This is a genomic window from Pseudomonas sp. Y3 TE3536, assembly GCF_053629175.1.
On the sequence record NZ_JBRJHU010000001.1, the window covers coordinates 5,469,724 to 5,489,935 of the forward strand.

At 63.1% G+C, this 20,212-nt stretch carries 13 protein-coding genes and 1 pseudogene; 2 read left to right on the forward strand and 12 right to left on the reverse strand.

Going from position 1 to position 20,212, the window contains the following annotated elements:
• Positions 1-124: 124 nt before the first annotated feature.
• The gene (locus AB7M33_RS24475) at positions 125-961 is read right to left on the reverse strand and encodes an RHS repeat-associated core domain-containing protein (protein ID WP_454243857.1); all 837 of its coding nucleotides are present in this window, start codon (positions 959-961) and stop codon (positions 125-127) included.
• A 159-nt stretch (positions 962-1,120) separates the two neighbouring features.
• Between AB7M33_RS24475 and uvrA the strand changes: the two genes are divergently transcribed.
• Positions 1,121-3,637 (forward strand): excinuclease ABC subunit UvrA, encoded by a 2,517-nt coding sequence (gene uvrA, locus AB7M33_RS24480; RefSeq protein ID WP_454243858.1) that lies wholly within the window; start codon positions 1,121-1,123, stop codon positions 3,635-3,637.
• A 36-nt stretch (positions 3,638-3,673) separates the two neighbouring features.
• On the opposite strand, the pseudogene AB7M33_RS24485 reads toward uvrA, so the two are convergent.
• From AB7M33_RS24485 to peaA, 5 genes and pseudogenes are all read right to left on the reverse strand, one after another.
• A pseudogene (locus tag AB7M33_RS24485) lies at positions 3,674-5,348 on the reverse strand (fatty acid CoA ligase family protein).
• A 131-nt stretch (positions 5,349-5,479) separates the two neighbouring features.
• Positions 5,480-6,601 (reverse strand): quinohemoprotein amine dehydrogenase subunit beta, encoded by a 1,122-nt coding sequence (gene peaD / locus AB7M33_RS24490; protein WP_027593451.1) that lies wholly within the window; start codon positions 6,599-6,601, stop codon positions 5,480-5,482.
• Between the two features lie 32 nt (positions 6,602-6,633).
• Positions 6,634-6,957 carry a quinohemoprotein amine dehydrogenase subunit gamma gene (gene qhpC, locus AB7M33_RS24495; RefSeq protein ID WP_008091708.1) on the reverse strand — a complete coding sequence of 108 codons (324 nt, stop codon included), beginning with the start codon at positions 6,955-6,957 and terminating at the stop codon, positions 6,634-6,636.
• Position 6,958: 1 nt separating this feature from the next.
• Positions 6,959-8,389 carry a quinohemoprotein amine dehydrogenase maturation protein gene (gene peaB, locus AB7M33_RS24500; RefSeq protein WP_275744787.1) on the reverse strand — a complete coding sequence of 477 codons (1,431 nt, stop codon included), beginning with the start codon at positions 8,387-8,389 and terminating at the stop codon, positions 6,959-6,961.
• A gap of 47 nt (positions 8,390-8,436) precedes the next feature.
• Positions 8,437-10,002, reverse strand: coding sequence for a quinohemoprotein amine dehydrogenase subunit alpha (gene peaA / locus AB7M33_RS24505; protein WP_454243859.1), 1,566 nt, complete (start codon positions 10,000-10,002; stop codon positions 8,437-8,439).
• Positions 10,003-10,614: 612 nt separating this feature from the next.
• Between peaA and AB7M33_RS24510 the strand changes: the two genes are divergently transcribed.
• Positions 10,615-12,108 carry an aldehyde dehydrogenase family protein gene (locus AB7M33_RS24510; RefSeq protein ID WP_099454318.1) on the forward strand — a complete coding sequence of 498 codons (1,494 nt, stop codon included), beginning with the start codon at positions 10,615-10,617 and terminating at the stop codon, positions 12,106-12,108.
• A gap of 75 nt (positions 12,109-12,183) precedes the next feature.
• Here AB7M33_RS24510 and AB7M33_RS24515 read toward each other — a convergent pair whose 3' ends face one another.
• The 6 genes from AB7M33_RS24515 to AB7M33_RS24540 form a co-directional block, all read right to left on the reverse strand.
• Positions 12,184-12,996, reverse strand: coding sequence for an RHS repeat-associated core domain-containing protein (locus AB7M33_RS24515; RefSeq protein WP_454243860.1), 813 nt, complete (start codon positions 12,994-12,996; stop codon positions 12,184-12,186).
• A 243-nt stretch (positions 12,997-13,239) separates the two neighbouring features.
• The gene (qhpG, locus tag AB7M33_RS24520) at positions 13,240-14,535 is read right to left on the reverse strand and encodes a flavin-dependent monooxygenase QhpG (RefSeq protein WP_454243861.1); all 1,296 of its coding nucleotides are present in this window, start codon (positions 14,533-14,535) and stop codon (positions 13,240-13,242) included.
• Positions 14,528-15,205 (reverse strand): subtilisin-like serine protease QhpE, encoded by a 678-nt coding sequence (gene qhpE, locus AB7M33_RS24525; RefSeq protein WP_454243862.1) that lies wholly within the window; start codon positions 15,203-15,205, stop codon positions 14,528-14,530. The genes qhpG and qhpE overlap by 8 nt, the downstream gene beginning before the upstream one ends.
• Positions 15,195-16,928, reverse strand: coding sequence for an ABC transporter ATP-binding protein (locus tag AB7M33_RS24530; protein WP_454243863.1), 1,734 nt, complete (start codon positions 16,926-16,928; stop codon positions 15,195-15,197). Before AB7M33_RS24530 ends, qhpE begins: the two co-directional genes overlap by 11 nt.
• A 1-nt stretch (position 16,929) precedes the next feature.
• Positions 16,930-18,840, reverse strand: coding sequence for a sigma-54-dependent Fis family transcriptional regulator (locus AB7M33_RS24535; protein ID WP_454243864.1), 1,911 nt, complete (start codon positions 18,838-18,840; stop codon positions 16,930-16,932).
• A 495-nt stretch (positions 18,841-19,335) separates the two neighbouring features.
• Positions 19,336-20,187, reverse strand: coding sequence for a CsgG/HfaB family protein (locus AB7M33_RS24540; RefSeq protein WP_085272956.1), 852 nt, complete (start codon positions 20,185-20,187; stop codon positions 19,336-19,338).
• Between the last annotated feature and the right edge of the window lie 25 nt (positions 20,188-20,212).

A 20,212-nucleotide genomic window follows, 5' to 3' on the forward strand; every position in this document is an offset into this window, starting at 1 on the left:
GCAGGTCGTGTTGGCTGACAGATAAACGCGAGTGATGGGGGGAGCACAATCGAATGTGGTTCCACAGGGTGGAACTGGGCATGAGGGATTGCATGCGGGCCGCCAGGGGTACGGGGTGAGATCTTCAGCGCCTAGGAGATCGAGCGCCGCCCCTCACTGTTTTGATTTGTACCAACAGGACCTTCTCTGGCATGGGGCTAAGGATTGCCGACTCTTGACCACGCATGCGATTCCAGCCAGCAGCTTCTTTCAGTGACTCCCAGAACAGCTCAGGCAGTGGGAGCCTGTTCGCCGTGGCCTCTTGAATCGTCGACTTTAAATCGGTGTGCAACTGTCTCAACTTGCCCACACCTGCCACGGATGCAGCCCCTATGCCGACTAGCGTGGATGCCTCACTCGCTATCGAACCCATTGGAAATGCATAGGCCATCGCAACGCCAGGGACTTTTGTCAACGTACTCACCAACCCTCCATTGAATATCAATGCATTGTTAGTGCGGCTCGATGCATCGTATTCCGGTGGCACAGGCCTCCCTTGGGCCTTGGCAACCGATCTTCTGACGATAGTTTTCGAGGCTTTATTCAACGCAGACAACATACCCACAGTTCCCCATACCAAGCCTGTCCCCTGGCCGAGTATGCGCGTAGCGGAATGGCCGTCACGGTCGACATTGTTGATAGGATCCCCCAAGCAGTACGCATAGGCATTGAGCCCACCTCGGCCGAAAGGGCTAAAAGCATCCGGGCTGTAAAAGCGCATCAGCCCTGTACCATAGGCACGCTTGCCGTTGCCAATCAGATAACCCTTTGGCAGTAGCGCATTCGGTTCTCCAACAAACGCTAAGCGTGGGCCGCCCCTGCCCACGTGATAACCATAGGGCGCATAAGCCCGCAATGGGGGGGCCCTGAACATCTGGAGCGAGGGTTGCTTATCATTGGGTAATAGTGACGTTGTTTGCATGTTTCGAGCCTGCTCAACCTGTGTTTAGAGGGCCAGGCTATTCATATGAATTGGCGTACATAACTCGCAGAACTACTGAAGGGAATCATTTCCCGGGCACTGTCTTTGCTGTTACTGGTACCTTTGGCGCACCGTTCAGCCACAGCCTAGGACTGCGTCATGCCCCCAAGCCAAACCACCCCAAACGGTTTCGTCCGCGTCCGTGGCGCCCGCGAGCACAACCTCAAGAACATCGATGTCGATATCCCCCGCGACGCGCTGGTGGTGTTCACCGGCGTATCGGGCTCTGGCAAGTCTTCGCTGGCCTTCTCCACCCTGTATGCCGAAGCCCAGCGCCGCTACTTCGAATCCGTCGCGCCCTATGCCCGGCGCCTGATCGACCAGGTTGGCGTGCCCGATGTGGACGCCATCGAAGGCCTGCCGCCAGCGGTGGCGCTGCAACAGCAACGCGGCACGCCCAACGCGCGGTCCTCAGTGGGCAGCGTCACCACACTGTCCAGCTCGATCCGCATGCTTTACTCGCGCGCCGGCCATTACCCGGCCGGGCACGCGATGCTGTATGCCGAAGACTTCTCGCCCAACACCCCCCAGGGCGCCTGCCCCGAATGCCACGGCCTGGGCCGCGTCTATGAAGTGACCGAGGCAACCCTGGTCCCGGACCCTTCACTGACCATCCGCGAGCGCGCGGTGGCGGCCTGGCCCATGGCCTGGCAGGGCCAGAACCTGCGCGACATCCTGGTAACCCTGGGCTATGACGTCGATATTCCCTGGCGCGACTTGCCACAAGCGCAGCGCGACTGGATCCTGTTCACCGAAGAAACCCCCACCGCCCCGGTGTACGCCGGCCTGACCCCGGCGCAAACCCGCGCCGCCCTCAAGCGCAAGCAGGAACCCAGCTACCAGGGCACGTTCAGCGGCGCCCGGCGCTACGTACTGCACACCTTCATGCACTCGCAAAGCGCGCAGATGCGCAAGCGCGTGTCACAGTTCATGCGCCCAAGCCCCTGCCCGCTGTGCGCGGGCAAACGCCTCAAGCGCGAAGCGCTGAGCGTGACCTTCGCAGGCCTGGACATCGCCGAGCTGTCGCACCTCTCGTTGCAGGCGCTGGCCGAGGTGTTCCGCACGGTGGCGGCGCCGGCCTACCTGAAACAGAACCAGGACGACCTGACCCTGGAAAAACGCCTGGCCGCCCAGCGTATCGCCCATGAGTTGCTGGCGCGCATAGACACCCTGCTCGACCTCGGGCTGGGCTACCTGGCCCTGGAGCGCAGTACCCCGAGCCTGTCCTCAGGCGAGCTGCAGCGGCTGCGCCTGGCCACCCAGCTCAACTCACAACTGTTCGGCGTGATCTATGTGCTCGACGAGCCTTCGGCCGGCTTGCATCCTGCCGACAGCGAGGCCTTGTTCGAGGCCTTGCAGCGCCTGAAACAGGCCGGCAACTCGGTCTATGTGGTGGAGCACGACCTCGACACCATGCGCCGCGCCGACTGGTTGGTGGATGTTGGCCCTGCCGCCGGCGAACACGGCGGCACCATCCTTTACAGCGGCCCGCCCGAGGGGCTCGCCCGGGTCGAGCAATCGTGCACCCGCGCCTACCTGTTCGGCGAGCACGCCCAGGCCGTTCGCACACCGCGCCAGGCGCAGGATTGGCTAGCGCTGGAAGGCATCACCCGTAACAACCTCGACAACCTCAGCGCTCAGTTCCCGTTGGGGTGCTTCACCGCCGTGACGGGTATTTCCGGTTCGGGCAAATCCAGCCTGGTCAGCCAGGCGCTGCTGGAGCTGGTCGGCGCGCACCTGGGCCATGCCGAACAGCCTGCCGAGCGCGAAGAACAGAGCCTGGAGGACGACCCCGAACAAACCAGCAGCGGCCGGGTAAAGGCAGGGCTGGGCAGCATCAAGCGCCTGGTGCAGGTCGATCAGAAACCCATCGGCCGTACCCCCCGCTCCAACCTGGCCACCTACACCGGCCTGTTCGACGCCGTGCGCAAACTGTTTGCTGCCACCGACCACGCCAAGGCGCAAGGCTTCGATGCCGGGCGTTTCTCCTTCAACGTCGCCAAGGGCCGCTGTGCAACCTGCGAGGGCGAAGGGTTTGTCAGCGTCGAGCTGTTGTTCATGCCCAGTGTCTACGCGCCCTGCCCGACCTGCCACGGTGCCCGCTACAACCCCGAGACACTGGCGGTGACCTGGCAAGGGATGAACATCGCCCAGGTGCTGCAACTGACCGTTGAACACGCCCTGGCGGTGTTCGCCGAACAGCCGTCAGTACGGCGCAGCCTGCAAGTGCTGCAGGATATCGGCCTGGGTTACCTGCGCCTGGGCCAACCGGCTACGGAGCTGTCTGGCGGTGAAGCGCAACGCATCAAGCTGGCCACCGAGTTGCAGCGCACGGCGCGCGGGGCGACGTTGTATGTACTGGATGAACCCACCAACGGGCTGCATCCCCAGGATATCGACCGGTTGTTGGTACAACTCAACCGTCTGGTGGATGCCGGGCATAGCGTGGTGGTGGTCGAACATGACATGCGCGTGGTGGCGCAAAGCGACTGGGTGATCGATATCGGGCCTGGGGCTGGGGATGCGGGGGGCAAGGTCGTGGCCAGTGGCACACCGCAGGCCGTCGCCGGGTGCGTTGAAAGCCGTACCGCCAGCTTCCTGGCCAAGGCGTTGTAGCGGTGCTGGGCACCGGCCTCGCCGGTGCCCATGCCATTAGCCCGCCGACAGTTCCGCGATGCTGATCTCGCGCATGCGAAACTTCTGCACCTTGCCGGTCACCGTCATCGGGAACTCATCGACGAAGCGGAAATAGCGCGGCACCTTGAAGTGCGCAATCCGCGCCCGCGCCCCAGTCACGCAGCTCGTCTTCAGTGGCTGCATGCCCCGGGTGCAAGCGCACCCAAGCGACGATCTCCTCGCCATACTTGCTGCAGGGCACACCAATCACCTGCACATCGGCCACCGCTGGATGGGTGAAGAAGAACTCTTCCAGCTCACGTGGGTAGATGTTCTCGCCGCCCCGAATGATCATGTCCTTGCTGCGCCCGACGATGCGCACATAGCCCTGCTCGTCCATTACCGCCAGGTCACCGGTGTGCATCCAGCCCTCGGCATCGATGCTCTCGGCCGTGGCCTTGGGGTTGTTCCAGTACCCCAGCATTACGCTGTAGCCGCGGGTGCACAGTTCGCCGATTTCACCACGCGGCACTGTGCGGCCATCGGCATCGATGACTTTGTTCTCCAACCGTGGCTGGGTGCGGCCGACGCTGGTCACGCGGCGCTCCAGGTCGTCATTGGCCCCGGTCTGCAAGGACACTGGGCTGGTTTCAGTCATGCCGTACGCGATCTGTACCTCGGCCATGTGCATCTCGTCGATGACCCGTCGCATCACTTCGATCGGGCAGGTCGCGCCGGCCATGATGCCGGTGCGCAGGCTCGACAGGTCGAAGGCACTGCGTTGCGGATGGTCCAGTTCGGCGATGAACATAGTGGGCACACCGTACAGCGCGGTGGCCTTTTCCTCGGCCACTGCGCGCAACGTGGCGAGTGGGTCGAAGGCGTCGTTAGGGTAAATCAACGTGCTGCCGTGAGTCATGCAACCCAGGTTGGCCATGACCATGCCGAAACAGTGGTACAGCGGCACCGGCACCACCAGCCGATCGTGCTCGGTCAAGCCCAGGCTTTCGCCCACCATGTAGCCGTTGTTGAGGATGTTGCTGTGGCTCAGCGTGGCACCCTTAGGGAAGCCGGTGGTGCCGGAGGTGTACTGGATGTTGATCGGGTCGTCACAGTGCAGTTGCCCCTGGCGGGTGGCCAACGCCTCGGCGCTGATGGCGTCGGCGCGGGCCTGCAGGGCATGCCAGGCGAGAAAGCCCGGCGGCGGTGAAGCGGCCAGGCTCACGACCCCGCGCAACTCGGGGAACCGCTCACAGGCCAGCGCGCCCGGGTGGCCCTCGGCAAGGCCCGGGATCAGGCCCAGCAGCATGGCATGGTAGTCGGAGGTCTTGAAGGCATCGGCGCAGATCACCCAGCGGCAACCCGCCTGGCCCAGGGCGTAGTCCAGCTCGCTTGCGCGGTAGGCTGGGTTGATGTTGACCAGGATCGCACCGACTTTGGCGCTGGCGAACTGGGTGATGCACCACTCGGCACAGTTGGGCGCCCAGATGCCCAGGCGGTCGCCGGCTTGCACGCCCAATGCCATGAGGGCGCGCGCGTGCTGGTCGACAGCCTCGGCCAGTTGCCGCCAGGTGTAGCGCAAGGCCTGGTGGCGGACCACCAGGGCTTCGCGGTCGGGAAAGCGAGCCACGGTGGTGTCGAAGGCGTCGCCGATGCAGTGGGTCAGCAGGGGTTTGTCCTGGTTGCCCTGGGAATAGCTTGGCTGGTGCATGGGCGTTCTCTTGTTGTTCTTGTGTTGTTTGAACCGGCCTCTTCGCAGCACAAGGCTGCTCCTACAGTGGAACGCGGTGAGCTGTAGGAGCAGCCTTGTGCTGCGAAGCGGCCGGTAAGTCCACCTTGTATCTAGCGGATGAACACCTGCGGCGTAGTGGTCGACATGTCCCCACCCGGCAGCTTGATGTTCTTCACCTTCTGCAGCGTTTCGGGGTCGAACACCGCCAGGTCATTGAAGGTGCCGCCCAGGTACAGCTTGTCGCCCTTCTTGTCGAAGGTCACGCAGTAGTAGGTGTGTTCAAGGTTAGCCGCCTTGATCAACTTGCGTTCCTTGATGTCATACCGCGCCAGGCGGTTGAGCACGCCGTAGATCTGGTTCGGGTCCTTCGGCGAGCGCAACCCGGTGAAGTACAGCTCGGTCAGGTCGGCGAACTCCTGGGTGTGGGTCTTGCCGGTTTTCAGGTCGACACTCAGGTAACCGTAGAGCAGTTCGGCAGTATTCGGGTCCTGCTTTTCGTCCTTGAACTTGGCAATGGTGTAGAGCATCGAGAACTCGTGCCGAGGGCTCTGATGCGGCCAGAAATACAACACATCCGGGGCGCTGTAGCCGGGCCGGTTCCAGGTGCGCAGCGGCAATGCCACCTCGTACTTGCCGGTTTGCACGTCCATCTTGTAGATGTCCGGGCCCGCCACGAACAAGCTGCCGTCGTCGGCGGCGCGCATCAGGTACACCTGGCGCGGCATCGGGAAGGTACGCGCAGGTTTCGCATCAAGGCCATCGGCCGTGCGGAACACCTCCAGGCGCGGCGGCTTGACCACATAGTGATCGTTCAGGCGCTGGGTCGGGTTGACGGTGGCATACACCTCTTTGCCATCAGGGCTGATGGCAAACGAATACATCGACTTGCCGACTTCCCCAGGCACGCTGGACAAGTTGGCGTGGAAGGTGGTCTTGCAGGTGTCCAGGTCGATGCCGTAGATGTCGGCGTAGTGGTTGTTGAGGATGTAGGCGGTACGGTTGTCCGGTGCCATCATCGCGGTGCCGGGGCCGAACGCATCGGGCATGCGGCAGCTCTTGTACAGCGCATCGCTGGCCACATCCACCACATGCAGGTTGTTCGGGTAGTTGGTCACGATCAGGTATTCATGACCAGCCTTCAAGGCCGGCCCGGTGTCGTCAGCCTGTACCGCCCAGGCGCTGGCCGTGGCGGCGACGGTGAGCGCGAGCTGCGCGCAGAGTCCAGGTTTCATGCGGTTTCCCCTTGTCATTCTTGTTGGGCCGGTCACTTGTCTTTCGGGAACACGGTGCCGAGGTTGCGCCAGTCGTCCTGGGAGTTGGTCGCCTGGGCGTTCCAGTCCTGGTAGGTGCTCATCATGTCTGGCACCTGCGCTGGCCACCAGCAAGGGTCGGAACAGCCGTAAAGGTCGGCTTCCATGGGCTGGCACAGCGAGCTCACGCCACCAAAGGCGTCCACTTCCCAACCCGGGTCGGTGGTGGCGGTACAGCCTGCCACCGCGCTCATCGCCATGACTTCTTCGACACGGTCTTCGGCAGCGGCCTGCTCGAGGATGCGCGCCTTGTTGTTCAGGGGCTTCAAGTGCTTCATGTCAGTGCGCCTTCCGCGGGGTGATGTAGCGGTCGATGAAGGCCGGGTTGGCGGCCATGATGCGGCTGTAGACCTCGATGCCGAAGTCGACCCAGTCGCGCATCAGCTCGCAGTAGTGGTAGGTCGGGTGCTGCGGGTCGCCGTAGCGGGCATAGCTCTCGTGGTAGCAGCCACCGGAGCACAGGTTGCGAATACGGCAGCTCTCGCAGCCGGTGTTGCTGCGGTCCAGGCGTTGCGACAGGAAGTCATTGAGCTGGGCCTGTTTCACCCCTTGGTGCACGTTGCCGAACGTCGGCAGGCTGGAGCCGGTGAAGCGGTGGCACAGGTTCAATTCACCTTCATGGTCTACCGCCAGCATTTTCAGCCCGGCGCCGCACGGCAGGGCCTTCTTGTGGCCCTCGTGGATGTCGGTGATCAGTTGGTGCAGGTTGGAAAAGCCGATGTTGCGGTGCTCCAGCGCGGCTTCCAGGTAGCGACGGCCCAGGGCCTTCATGTTGGCGAACACCTGCACCAGTTCGTCGCTGGTGAGGTTGAATGCCGACAGGTCGCCCGAGGTCACCGGGGCGAAGCCGACTTCGGCAAAGCCCATCTCGTTGAACAGGTGATTCCAGATGGTCTCGACATCGGTGATGCCACGGGTCAGGGTGACCCGCGCCCCCACCGGGCGGCTGGTGTAGCGTGACAGCAGCATCTCGGCCTTGCGCCGCACCACGTCATAGGTGCCCTGCCCGCCCACGGTGATGCGGTTGCGGTCGTGCACGGTCTTCGGCCCGTCGATGCTGATCGACAACCCGAAACGGTGGGCGTTGAGCCAGTCGATGATCTCTTCGGTGAGCAAGGTGGCGTTGGTGGTCATGATGAACTCCACCTGCTTGCCGGCCTCGGCGAAACGCCGCTCGCAGTAAGCGACCATGTGCTCGATCAAAGGCCGGTTGGACAACGGCTCGCCGCCGAAGAACACCACGCTGTAGCGTTGCTCGCCAGGGGACTCCTTGAGCAGCATCTCCACCGAGGCCTCGGCAGTGGCGGTGCTCATCTTTTTGCCGGCAGAGGGTTTGTCCAGGTCTTCCTTGTAGCAATAGGTACAGCTGAGGTTACAGCCGGTGTTGACGTTGAGCACCACCGTGTTCAACGCCGTGCGCTCGACCTGCTTGAGGGCGATTTCCGGCGTCAGTGGTGAGCCGTCGCTGACCACTTCCAGGGCGATCAGCTCGCGCAGGGTGTCCTGGATGTCGGCGCCGGCAAACTGCTGACCGAGGCGCTGCATCAGCTCCTCGGCGGAGCAGCCTTGCTGGCGCAGGGTGTCGATGATGCCGCCGGTCACCGCGTCGGTGGCGAACAGCGAACTGCTAGGGATGTGGAACAGCATGCGGTCGGCATCCACCTGCACTTCGTGCAGGTTGCGTTCGACCAGGTTCAATAGTGCGCCCATGGCGACCTCCGATAATCGATCCGTTGGAAAACGCGTTCACACCTGCCTTATGGCAAGGGCGGGTTGTTCCAGCGTTGGACGGTGACGATCATGTGGCCCTCGCCGGTCTGGCCGCCGTCAGCCAGGGTGGCGATGACTTTCAGGTTGCCAGCGTTGTTGGTCATCATCTTGCGTGCCGGGTTAGGCCCCGCACCGCCGGGTACGAAGACGCCGTCGGCCTGCATCTGCCCGGCGAACTTGACGTCCTCGTCCTCGACGGCACGCTCGTTGAACGGCTCGACCTTCCATTGGGCGGGCAGGTAACCGATGCGCAGCGGCTGGCCGCTGGCGTCTTTGCCCCAGGCTTCGGCTTCGAAGCGCCCCTGCACCTTCGGCACGGACGCGCCGTTTTCACCGATGCGGGCAATGGAGAACGCCGGCACCACCTTGACCTCGTCGACCTTGTCGTAAACCGCCAGGTTGACGCCCTTGAGTGCGCCCACTGCAACGTCTCGCTGGCCTGGCTTGGCGTCTGCCGCCGCGCGCGCCTTGACCCGCACCAGGGTCGGGGTGGCCTCCAGCACTTCTGTCACTTCAACACCTGCGCCCAGTTCCGGCTTGCCCGTCAGGCCACTGCCGACCAGGGTGATCTCGCTTTCGCTGCCCACCTTGATGAATGCTGGCTGCACTGCCAGCAGGCGTGCCTTGCCGTCTTTTACTGCACTGAAGTCCAGGCCGCGCTCGTCGTGATCGGCCTCGAACATGCGGCCTTTCATTTCGCCATCCAGCGCCGCGAATACCTGGCGCAGGTTGCTGTCGCCCACCTTCACGTTGCCGCGCCATTCATAGCCGTTGTAGAGGATCGCCGAGCCGCTGCCATTGAACGGCGTGCCGTCGGCGTAGCTGCCTTTGACCTCGACCTTGAAGGTGTCAGCCTCCTCTGCACTGACCGTCATCACCCCACGGACATCGCCTTTGGCCAGCATGTGACCGCTGAACGCCCACTGCCCTGGCAAGGCATCGGCCTTGGGCCGGGCCTGTTGCCATTCGGCCCAGGCCGGGCTGTCGAGCGGGAAGCGCTTGGCCAGGTCCGGCACCATTTGCTTGAGGGCGATTTCAAGCCAGTCGCGGTCACGCGCCTGGGCCTGGTATTCGAGAGACGGCCATTGGCCGAGGTGGAAGTTGACCAGGTGTTCCCATTCCTGGGCCGGGCGACGCTGCAGGGCAACGCGGGCACCGGAGTGGCAACGGCCGCAGGTTTCGCTGAGCTGTTGGTCGAAGTGTTCGACGGTGTTAAGCCGCCGCTCCATGGCGTAGCGCACGCCATCGGTCTCGCTGGGCGCCAGCCCCTGCTTGTCGGCCAGGTACTTGACCAGGGTGCGCCGGTCATCGTCGCTGATCTGCAGGCCGTGCATGACCTGCATGCGGGCGATGCTCATCAGCCAGCCTTCCGGCGTTTTGCGCTGATGGCTGATACGGCTGTAGGTGTCGTTGCCTTCGGGGATATGGCACCCCATGCACTTGGTTTGCAACAGGTTAGGGCCCTGCTCGGCCGCCATGGCCTGGGTGCTCAGCAGCGCGGCGGCGACCAGCGCCAGTTTGCCCGCATGCCGGCGGAGTCGAGTCGTCTTCAAGGTCAGACCTCCACGGTTGTTGTTCTTATCGTTCTCGCACGCATTGGTACAGCAGGTGTGCATGTGACAGTCGTGATACAGAAACTGTGCCACATGCTGAAAAGTTGTTGTATTTCAGCCTCTTAGTAGGTTTCGCGTGGTTGCGCAGGCACGCCGGGGTAGAGCCGAAGCGTGCCATTTCGCGACAGGGTGTTTCATCCTGAGACAGGGCCTGCTCTGCAGGCCATTCGCGGGGCAAGCCCGCTCCCACCGAAACGGCGCAGCGGCTGAGTTCGGCTCTATCCCTGTGGGAGCGGGCTTGCTCTCACCGAAACGGCGCAGCACCTGAATTCGGCTCTATCCCTGTGGGAGCGGGCTTGATCTCACCGAAACGGCGCAGCACCTGAATTCGGCTCTATCCCTGTGGGAGCGGGCTTGCCCCGCGAAGAGGCCGGTATAGCCACTGTTTCACCACCGTCTCACACCGTCTCAATGTGCAACAGCGCACGCCCGCAATCACAACCTTGCACCCAGGCAAAACCCAATAACTACAGCGCTTTAACCCCATCTGCTCAGGTTGGCACGCCCATTGCGCCTGTGCCCGGCACACCCAATGACAAGAGGCACCGCCCCATGCTTTCCGAACTGCCCATCCTGCCCGCCACCCGCGCCTTCCTCGAACGCAAACTGAAAATGCGCATCGGCGCCGACTGGCAGGACGCCGCCAGCGGTCGCACCCTGTCGTTCCGCAACCCGGCCACCGGCGAGGTGCTGGGCGAAGTACCCGCCGCCGACGCCGACGATGTCGACCGCGCCGTGCGGGCCGCGCGCCAGGCCTTCGATGACTCGCCCTGGAGCCGCCTGCGCCCGCGTGAGCGGCAGAACATGCTGTGGCGCCTGGCCGACCTGATGGAGCGTGACGCGCAACAACTGGCGGAGCTTGAGTGCCTGAACAACGGCAAGAGCGCCGCAGTGGCCAAGGTCATGGACGTGCAACTGGCCATCGACTTCCTGCGCTACATGGCCGGCTGGGCCACCAAGATCGAGGGTAGCACCGTCGAAGCCTCGATGCCTTTGATGCCCAACGACCAGTTCCACGGCTTTGTCCGCCGCGAGGCGGTAGGCGTGGTAGGTGCCATCGTCGCCTGGAACTTCCCGCTGCTACTGGCCTGCTGGAAGCTGGGCCCAGCCTTGGCCACGGGCTGCACCGTGGTGCTCAAACCGGCCGACGAAACCCCTCTGACCGCACTGAAACTGGCCGAGCTGATCGAGGAAGCCGGCTACCCGGCAGGCGTGTTCAACGTGATCACCGGCACCGGCCTGAATGCCGGCGCAGCCCTGAGCCGCCACCCCGGCGTCGATAAACTGACCTTCACCGGCTCTACCGAGGTCGGCAAGCTGATCGGCAAAGCGGCCATGGACAACATGACCCGCGTGACACTGGAGCTGGGCGGCAAGTCGCCGACCATCGTCATGCCCGACGCCAACCTGCAGGAAGCCGCTGCCGGCGCTGCCACGGCTATCTTCTTCAACCAGGGCCAAGTGTGCTGCGCAGGCTCCCGGCTGTATGTGCACCGCAAGCACTTCGACAACGTGATCGCCGACATCGCCGGTATCGCCAATGGCATGAAGCTGGGCAGCGGGCTGGACCCTTCGGTACAGATGGGCCCGTTGATCTCGGCCAAGCAGCAGGACCGGGTCACCGGCTACATCGAACTCGGCCGCGAGCTGGGCGCGACCATTGCCTGCGGCGGCGAAGGCTTCGGGCCAGGTTACTTCGTCAAGCCAACGGTGATCGTCGATGTCGACCAGCGTCATCGCCTGGTGCAGGAAGAAATCTTCGGGCCGGTGCTGGTGGCGATGCCCTTCGATGACCTCGACGAAGTGATTGGCATGGCCAACGACAACCCCTACGGGCTAGGGGCGAGTATCTGGTCGAACGACCTGGGGGCGGTGCACCGGATGATCCCGCGGATCAAGTCGGGCTCGGTGTGGGTCAACTGCCACAGCGCACTCGACCCGGCCCTGCCATTCGGTGGCTACAAGATGTCCGGCGTCGGCCGCGAGATGGGCGCGGCGGCCATCGAGCATTACACCGAACTCAAGTCGGTACTGATCAAACTCTGATCATCAGCCTGTAACAGTGACAATGCTGTTACAGGCGATGCTCTCCTGACATGCTAGTAGCCGAAAAATAAACCCCTAGTTACTGGCCCTCGACGCTCCTCCTGATTTTTCGAAGCTGCGCACAGCCTTAGTAACGTGTGCAAGTCTATCACTTGCAGCCTTAATCCTTGATTGACCACGAACTCTCATATGGGCCCTGACATAAGCCGGATAGCTATTGAAAGGAATTCCTGGCATCCCCTTGTTTTTATTTATAACCAAGGCTGCAACGTGGTGCACCGGGTCAGTCTTGCTCACCGTATGAGAATGCGCTGTTTTGAATGCCACGTAGCGCCTCACACCCTCACCCCATTGTTCCTCTGGGAATCCAGGATTGGTCCACTTTGCTCTAGAAATTGACTGTACTTGTCCAACCTGGGCATTGCGAGTGGAAGAGCTTGAAGAAGCTGATGCAACAACATGACTAGGATCATGAGACTGACCTGATGTATCCATGGCTTCAGAGCCTTGGAATGATCCCGCATAAACGATAACGCTAGCGCGCTTCCGCTGTGCAGTCACGATCACACTTTGGCGGGCAGGTGCTGGGGGGGCGTCAAACTGAGACAACGGCCCATTGCGCCTGGTTAAAACGCTGAACTTCATATTTCCATCGATGTCCATGTAGTTGACAGGGTCGCCACCACAATATGCATAAGTGTGCAGTCCCCCCATACCAAATGGGCTGTATGGGTCGGATGAGATGAAACGCATCAGGGTCGGGCTGAACGCTCGAACTCCATTTCCTAACAGATAGCAGTTGGACAAACGATCATGCACCTGTCCATTAAAAGCCAAAACACCTATACAAGGAGAAAAAACGGAGCACCCATAAACAGAGTAGTTCATACACCCTCCTCATAGTACCAACTCGCCAGCAACCAAACTGATGCATCGTGTTTTCCATCAGCCAAAGAAAGTCCCCCGAAAAATGCCATGAGTCAACCTGAAGCTGAACTTAAGCCTTATTCGAAAGCTGGAGCCTATTGCGTTATCACGACACACCTGAAAATCAATCATGACCGTAACACATTGCACATACAAGCATGCCGAAGGCGGTCATCACAACTATCAAAACTAACAGGCGCCAAGCTACATAGGCTTTGATATACTCATCAACCATTTCTGTAATAGAATTCGTTCAGAAGTAGAATAGCCCTCTAATACCTTCTGGATACTTTTGCCTCCCTTGAGTGCTCGCACCACCGGCGCCAACTCCACGTTTTGCAAATGCCAAATTCCCAAAGGCTGATCCGCCGTTACAACCACCTCGGCCTCATCCACCAGTCCACCACGCAATACCGGCCTGCGTTCAATTTGCACCGCCTTCCAGCCCACCTTCAGATGCGACAGCTGCGCATCCGGCCATGCCCGACGGCGTTCCCAGAATGGCTGCCCAGCGCGTTTTAGCTCCTGCCCGTAGAAGTCCCGCCCGATGCGGGCAAAGCGCAAAAAAAGCTGCTCGATCCGCTGTTGGTGGAACTGCTTGGCCAGTGCCGCACGCTCAGGCCGGCGCAGTAGGGTATTGATCACCACAGGCGCCTGCAGCGCCGACGACAGCGACTGGAAAATCCCATTCCCCGATAGTGGGTCAACCGCCATCGCAGCATCCCCCACCCGTATCCAGTCATCCCCCACGCATTCGCCGGCCAGTATCGCGGTACTGCTACGGGCATGTACCTGTGCAGGTTCCATCGCCTGCGCCCCGAACAATTCGGCCACTAACGCCGAGTCACGGCGCCGTGTGGCGCAGTACTCAGGCAGGGCGGCCTTGGTCGGCACCCCTTGGGCATCGAGGGTAATCTGCCAATAACAGCGCCCATCGGCCAACCTGGCCATCCAGGACCAGCCGTCATCCAGGCTTTCCACCGCCGAAGCCGGTGCGCCAGGGGCGTCATGCCAGACGTTGAGCAAACTGATCGTCTCAGGTCCGCGCATGCGGTCAGCTGCCAACGGTGCCTGGCGCCCACGGGCCTCAACCAGGAATTCAGCCTGCAGCATTTGCCCATCGTCCAGACGCACCTGATGACCCTCGGCACGCGCCACCTCACGGATGCGCCCTTCAACCAGCGTCACTCCCGCTCGTGCAAGGTCAGCACGCAAGGCACGGTCGAAGCGTTGCCGGTCGAGCAGAAACTCTTGGTTCATCTGCAGGTGCTCGCCATTCCAGCGCACCTGACGTGTCGCTGGCATCGCCGCCTCGCTCAGGGCCCGGCCCAGGCCCGCGTGCCGCAGACCTTCCAGCACCCGCTGCGAAACGCCTTCCACGGCAGCAAAGCGGCGCCAGTCGGACACCACCGTGACCAGGTAGCCCAGGCGGCGCAGGCCGATTGCCGTGGCGGCACCCGCGGGGCCGGCACCCAGCACCACGATGTGCGGCTCACTCATCCTCGGCACCTCGCCGCTCAGGGCCGCTGAATGCGGCATGGGCGCGCAGCCAGTCGAACACCTGCTGCCGCCCCATGCTGGGCCGCTCACGCAGTAATGCTGCAACGCGCCCGCTCAGCGCAGCACAACCCAGGCTTGCCCCTGCCAGGCCACCGGCGCCGACATGGCCACCGAAGTCCGCCTGTGCAGTGCCCAGCCAGGACCACTGCCCCGGTGCACAACGCGCATCGCCGGTCATGCGAATCACGCCCGGGTAACTGGCCGGGTACACCGCCCCGCCCTGCGCCGGGCTGGAGGCGCACAGCAGCACGCCAGCCGCCTGGGCCTCGGCGCAGGCCTGGTGCAGCACGGGCCGGTCCTGCAGCAGGCCGAGGCTAAGGTTGATCAGCGTCACCCCCTCTTCCACCAGCCATAACAATGCGGCGGTCACCTGCAACGCACTGGTGCTCGCCTGCGCAGAAAACACCTGGGCCAGCAACAGCGGCACCGGGCCAGATTCACGCAGCAGGCCAGCGACTACGGCACTGCCGTGGCCTAGTTGGTCGGGCAACGCTTCGCCTTCGCGCAGTTGGCCTTCCTCAAGCCAGAAGCGTCGTGCGCCCAGCAAATCCAGTGCTTGGGCCGACGTGCAACCGCTGTCGATGACCCCGACACGCAACTCATTGCCCATGCTTGATAGCCTCCTGGGGCAACACCTTCAGTTGCCCATCATGCAGGTGCAAATGCAAGTCGGCATCGGCGAGGGTCGAGGCTCGGTGGCTGATCAGAATGCGCGTGCGCCCGGCAAACAGCTGGTCGATGGCCGCGATCACTTCGCGCTCGGTCGCTTCGTCTACCGCCGACGTGGCCTCGTCCAGCACCAGGATCGCAGGGGCCTGCAACACCGCGCGGGCAATGGCGATACGTTGCTTCTGACCGCCAGACAGCTGCTGGCCACGCTCGCCCAACAGCCCGTCCAGCCCCAACGGCAGGCTTTCGACCAGGCTGTCCAGGCGCGCCAGGCGCACCACCCGCTCAAGCTCGGCACGGCTGGCTTCGGGCACCCCGTAGGCAAGGTTCTGCGCCAGGGTGCCACGGAACAGCACGATGTCCTGGCTGACCACGGCAATGCGCCGGCGCAGCGCCGCCAGGTCGAGTTCGCGCAGGTCGGTGCCATCCAGCAGGATGCGCCCGGCGTCCGGGTCGTAGAACCGTTGCAACAGATCGATCAAGGTCGACTTGCCGACCCCAGAAGCGCCGCTGATGGCGACCTTCAGACCACCCGGCACGCAGATATTCACGTCGTTAAACACCGCGCCTTGGCGCCCGTCATGGGCGAAGTGCAAGGCCTCCAGGCGCAATTCACCTGGCCCGTCTGGTATCGGCTGCGGCGTGTCCGCCTGGCGCACGGCAACGGCTTCTTGCTTAAGCTCCATTACCCGGCCCAGGCTCACGGCCATGCGCTGCACTGCCACATACAAGCCCAACAGGCTTTGCACCGGCCCGACTGCCATGCCCATGTAGGTGGAAAACGCGATCAGCGCGCCCAGTTGCCAGGTACCTTGGATCACCCACCAGCCGCCTACCAAAAAGGCGCAGGCGCGGCACCAGGAGGTCAGCGTGCCGGGTATCGCCTGGGTAAAGAACTCGGTCACCTGCACCTTGAGCAACTGGCTCATGTAGCCCTGGCCCAACTGGTCCAAGCGCCCGGCTTCGCGCCCCTGTTGGCCAGCCGCCTGAATGAACTTCATGGCCGGCAGTGTCTCGACCAGAAACGACGAGACATCGGCCGAGCGCTCACGCAAGCTGCGCACCTCGCGCTCGACCTTGCGCCGCATCCAGCGCAACCACAGCACCTCGATCGGGATCAGCAGCGCCAGCAACAGCGACAGCTGCCAAGACAACATCAGCATCAAGGCCACCGCCCCCATCAGCCCGATCACGGCAGACACCGCTGAAAACAGCGAGTCCACAGCAAAGCGCTGGATTTCGGCGACGTCGCCATCCAGCCGCGAAAGGATATCGCCGATGCGCCGCCGCCCGTAAAAGGTCGGCGACAACTGCTGCAGGTGGCGGTAAAGGTCATCACGCAGCGCGAACAGAATGCGCCCGGACAATCGCGTATGCAGGTAGCGGTTGACCCCGGCCAGCACGGTGCCCAGCAGGCCCGCGGCGATCATGATCGCCGCCATGTGCCAGAGGGTCTGGTAGTCCTTGGCCAACAGGCCTTCGTCGATCAGTGTCTTGACCAGCCAGGGTTGCGCCAGGGCCAGCAGCGACGCGCCCAAGGACAAGCCCAGCAGCACACCGATGGCGCGTCGATGAGGGCGGACGAAACCATACAGCCAGGCCAACGCCTGACGCATGAGGACAGGGTCGCTGGTCTCTACCAGCCTTGCGAACAAACCACCCATGTCAGCTACGCAACTGCTTGAGCTTGCGGTACAGCGTCGCCCGGCTGATACCCAGGGCCTCGGCGGCTGCCGAGACGTTGCCCTGGTGGCGGCCCAGGGCGCTGCGAATCAGCTCCAGTTCATTGTCCTTGAGGCTGCCGGACGGCGTCGTGCCGCTGGCCAGTTCATCGAGTAGGCAATCGGTGAGGTGATCGAGGGTCAGCACCTGCTCACCGTCCTCACGCATGGCCAGCGCGGTGCGCACGACCATCTCCAGCTGGCGGATGTTGCCTGGCCAGTCGAAGCCTTCGAGCAAGGCGCTGAGTGCCGGGTCCAGGCTCACGCCCTTGGCGCCGGACTTGTCCAGTAGCCCTTGGATGATCCCGGCCAGGTCGTCACGCTCGCGCAAGGCCGGCAGGCGCAGCGAGACGCCATTGACCCGGTAATAGAGGTCTTCGCGAAAATGCTGTTCAAGCACCAGGCGTTTGAGGTCGCGGTGGGTGGCGCAGATCAGCGCCACGTCGATGTCCTGCTCGTCACCCGCGCCCAGCGGCGCCACGCGGCGCTCTTGCAGCACCCGCAACAGCCTGGCCTGGAGGGCCAGCGGCATGTCGCCGATCTCGTCTAGGAACAGCGTGCCGCCATGGGCCTGCATCAACCGCCCGACCATGCCGCCACGGCGTGAGCCGGTGAACGCCCCTTCGCGGTAGCCAAACAGTTCGGATTCGATCAGCCCTTCAGGAATGGCCGCGCAGTTGACCGCCACGAACGGCTTGTCGGCCCGCGGGCTGGCCTGGTGCAGGGCCCGGGCGACGACTTCCTTGCCGGTGCCGGTCTCACCCAGCAGCAACACCGGCAGGCCATTGCCCAGGCCCTGGCGGGCCATGCGCAGGTTGCGCGCCAGGCGTGGGTCGCCACCGGCCAGTGCATCGAGCGCCGGTGACGTGTTGGCCAGCGCCGGCTTGCTCACCGCCACGCTGCCGTTCAGCTGGCCGTGACGTGGCAGTTGCAACGCGCGGAAGAAGAACTCGCCCTTGGCCGTCTGCACACTGCTGACACCGCCCTGCCACAGCCGGGCGATGAAGGCTGGCGAGCGCTCGCCGAGCAGGTCGCTGCTACGCCGGCCAATGAGGTCCTGGCGCGGCACCTGCAACAATTGGCAGGCACTGTCGTTGGCCGCCAGCACTTCGCCGTCCAGGCTCAATGCCAATAGACCGTGCCAGGCACTGTTGAGGTACTGCGGGCGGCTATGGAAGGCCAGCACCAGTTGCTCGGGGTGGCACAGGCCGAACAGCCGGCCTTCGATGTTGCCGGCTGCCAGCATCAGCGTCGACAGGCTGTCCTGCGGTTGCGCCATCACGCCTTCGCGGGTGATGTCGAGCACACCGATCACCTCGCCCCGCGGGTCACGCAGCGGCACCGAGGTGCAAGAGAACGGGCTGAGGCGATCGAGGTAGTGTTCGCCACAGTTGATCAAGGTCGGCCGCCCTTCTACCACGGCCGTGCCGATGGCATTGGTGCCACGCAGGGATTCGCTCCAGCAACTGCCTGGGTGCAGGTCACGCAGGCCTTCGCGGCTGAGCACGTGGGTTTGGCCTTCGATGGCCAGCACGTTGGCCTGGGCATCACCGAGGATGATGATGCCCGCCTTGCCCTGGCGCGAGACCAGGTAATCCAGCTCGGGGGTGACGGCATCGACCAGCAAGCGGTTGCGCTCCAACAGCATGCGTAGGTCATGGCCTTGCTCCAGCCCCAGGCCAACCTGTTCGCCTTGCAGGCAGTCCAGGCCATGGCCCAGGCTGCGGCGCCAAGACGCGTCGATTTCGTCGCGCAGCATGCCCAATGGCAGCTCGCCTTCGCTGGCCAGCTTGAGCCGGGCCTGGCGGGATTCGTGTAGCGGGTCTTGGGCGTTTGTTATTAGTTGTCGCGCCATTTTCTACTCCGGCTGCGCCCCGCAAGTGGCGGGGTACAGGCTTGGGAATTTTTCGCAGTGTGCGGGAGAAAAGGCTGGGCGTCATCTGGTTGATGGGTTGGGGCATGGCTGGAAGTGCATGGCTTGGGTTTTGTGTGCGGGCAGAGATCGAGCGCCGCCCGCGCGGCGCTTCGCGGGGCAAGCCCGCTCCCACATCTGTTTCGGGCCAGTCACTCCAGTGAGCTCACCTCTGTCCGCTGTATTTGCCAATCCAATATCGAGGGTAGCGCTGCGGTCCTTCATCTATCTCCAGCCATGCACCCAGGGGGCCGCGCGCCATAGGTACAGGAGTAACTGGCCTGAAACAGATGTGGGAGCGGGCTTGCCCCGCGAAGCGCCGCGCGGGCGGCGCTCGATCTCACAGGCGCCAAACCTCTGTCGGCGAATAGCTTGATCTCAAAGGCTACGCAGTACCTGTGGGAGCGGGTTTACCCGCGAAGAGGCCCTCAAGGTCGATCACGGCTGCTGATACTGACTCAGGTACTTGTCCACCGTCGCCTTGCCATCCCCCGCCTCCCCCGCCACCTGCCACAACCGCCGCTCAATCCCCTGCGCCAGCAAATGCCCCACCGCCGCCTCGATCGCCGACAGCACGCACAGCTGCGCCGGCTCATTGGTGGTATACCCCACCTCCGCCTCCAGCAACTTCTTGAACTCGATGAACTTGAACACCCCGGCACTGCGCCCAACCGAGTAGATGGTCTTGCTGGTCATGACGTTGGCCAGCACCTGCCCGGTGCGCACATCGACTGCGCGCAGGTTCACGGTCACCTGGTCGACGCGGTACTCGCGGGAGATGTCTATGCCTAAGTAACGCGCCCCTTCCCCGCCACTGCGCACGTTGGTGTCATAGGCGATGATGCCGCCTTCGAGCATCAGGTTGGCGGCCTGCAGCGGCGGCAGTTCGCCCATGATGTTCTCTGCAACATCCGGCTTCTTCTGCGAGGCGCGGATGATCTTGCGTTCGGTCAACAGGTTCTGCAGGCCTTCACGCTCCAGCACCACGAACCAGCCACTGGCGCTCAGGGCGTCCATCAGCATGCTCGCCGCGCCTTGAGTGACGCTGGTCGAGAACGAACTGGCCGGGGTGGGTTTGTACTGCCCGGTCTGGTCGCGGAAGCCATACACCACCGCCATCAGCCGGCCTTTAGGGCGTGGCATGTTGATCAGGTCGTAATAGGTCGAGGCGCGCGGGGTCAGGGTCGGGGTTTCCGAGTCCTGTTCGGCCGACATGGGTTCGCGCAGGCTGCAACCACTTTGCAGGCCAAGGGCGGTGAGGATCAGCAGCGTGCTCAGCAGACGTTTCATGGTGTTCTCTCCCCAACATAAATGC

What these genes read in the sequence shown, in the direction of transcription:
- AB7M33_RS24515 (WP_454243860.1), bottom strand. Translation starts at nt 12,996, where the DNA reads ATGAACTACTCTGTTTATGGGTGCTCCGTTTTTTCTCCTTGTATAGGT.
- peaB (WP_275744787.1), bottom strand. Translation starts at nt 8,389, where the DNA reads ATGGGCGCACTATTGAACCTGGTCGAACGCAACCTGCACGAAGTGCAG.
- AB7M33_RS24530 (WP_454243863.1), bottom strand. Translation starts at nt 16,928, where the DNA reads ATGGGTGGTTTGTTCGCAAGGCTGGTAGAGACCAGCGACCCTGTCCTC.
- qhpE (WP_454243862.1), bottom strand. Translation starts at nt 15,205, where the DNA reads ATGGGCAATGAGTTGCGTGTCGGGGTCATCGACAGCGGTTGCACGTCG.
- AB7M33_RS24540 (WP_085272956.1), bottom strand. Translation starts at nt 20,187, where the DNA reads ATGAAACGTCTGCTGAGCACGCTGCTGATCCTCACCGCCCTTGGCCTG.
- qhpG (WP_454243861.1), bottom strand. Translation starts at nt 14,535, where the DNA reads ATGAGTGAGCCGCACATCGTGGTGCTGGGTGCCGGCCCCGCGGGTGCC.
- AB7M33_RS24510 (WP_099454318.1), top strand. Translation starts at nt 10,615, where the DNA reads ATGCTTTCCGAACTGCCCATCCTGCCCGCCACCCGCGCCTTCCTCGAA.
- peaD (WP_027593451.1), bottom strand. Translation starts at nt 6,601, where the DNA reads ATGAAACCTGGACTCTGCGCGCAGCTCGCGCTCACCGTCGCCGCCACG.
- uvrA (WP_454243858.1), top strand. Translation starts at nt 1,121, where the DNA reads ATGCCCCCAAGCCAAACCACCCCAAACGGTTTCGTCCGCGTCCGTGGC.
- AB7M33_RS24475 (WP_454243857.1), bottom strand. Translation starts at nt 961, where the DNA reads ATGCAAACAACGTCACTATTACCCAATGATAAGCAACCCTCGCTCCAG.
- AB7M33_RS24535 (WP_454243864.1), bottom strand. Translation starts at nt 18,840, where the DNA reads ATGGCGCGACAACTAATAACAAACGCCCAAGACCCGCTACACGAATCC.
- qhpC (WP_008091708.1), bottom strand. Translation starts at nt 6,957, where the DNA reads ATGAAGCACTTGAAGCCCCTGAACAACAAGGCGCGCATCCTCGAGCAG.